General features: G+C 65.3%; 1 protein-coding gene. It reads right to left on the bottom strand.

The window, feature by feature from the left end:
• Positions 1–1,062: AMP-binding protein (locus DBR30_RS04500; protein ID WP_258224277.1), on the bottom strand; the 1,062-nt coding region annotated here is incomplete at both ends.

Genomic DNA, 1,062 nt, shown 5'->3' with positions numbered 1-1,062 from the left:
CGTCCAGAGCTCGCCGCACTCACCATCAAGCAAGGGGCGCCCGTCGCTGCCTCGCACCTCCACTTCGTCGCCCGGGCTCATCGGGCGGCCCTGGGTATTGACGATGTGCCAGTGGTCATCCTCGATGCGGGTGTAGTTGACCAGCCCCTCGGCCATGCCGAACACCTGCTGCAAGCGGCAGCCAAGGCGGCTCGCTACCGCATCGGCATGAGCCGGGCTGAGGCGCGCCCCCCCCACCTGCACACACTCCAGAGAGGTCTGTGGATAGTAGCTGGCCGCCTCCAGCCAGAGCGCCAGCGCCGGTGGCACCAGCGCCGCCCAGTTGATCTGATGGCGCTGCACCAGCGGCAGGCAGGTTGCCGCAGAGGGATCCTTTGCCAGCACCACGCAGCCACCGGCATAAAACACCCCCAGTGCGCCGGGGGAGCTCAGGGGAAAGTTGTGGGGCGCCGGCAGGGCGCAGAGATAGATCACCCGCTCATCCCAGCCGCACACCGCCACGCTCTGGCGCACGCTGTAGCCATAGTCATCGTGGGTACGGGGGATCAGTTTGGGGGTACCGGTGCTGCCGCCGGAAAGCTGGAAAAAGGCGACCTGATCGGCTGGAGTCGGTGTAGGCGCAGCAGCCACCTGCACAGAACCATCTGCACGGGTCATGGATTGAGGCTGACGCCATGCAAATCCAGACTGAAGACCTGCGCCTTCAACCTGCTCGAAAAGCAGTGTCTGACAGGAGGACGATGCCAACTCGTCAAGGGCCGCGAGGCTTCCCGCTTCACCGTCATAGCCGGGGTGAGAGGGGCTGAGTACCAGCAAGGCGGGCTCAATCTGGCGGGCAAAGGCCACCAGCTCGCGCCGCTGATGGCTGTAGAGGGCATGCACCGCCACCACACCGCAGCGGATCAGGGCAAACCAGCAGATATAAAACTCGGCGCAGTTGGGCAACTGCACCAGCGCGGTATCTCCATGACCCAGCCCGCGCGCCGCCAGCCGCGCCGCCAGCGCATCGACCTCACGCTTTAACTGGCCATAACTGAGGGTACGTTCACCGCAGATCAGGGC

Source organism: Aeromonas sp. HMWF017, assembly GCF_003061465.1.
Lineage (GTDB): Bacteria > Pseudomonadota > Gammaproteobacteria > Enterobacterales > Aeromonadaceae > Aeromonas > Aeromonas veronii.
This window is presented reverse-complemented; position numbering and strand designations above follow the sequence as displayed.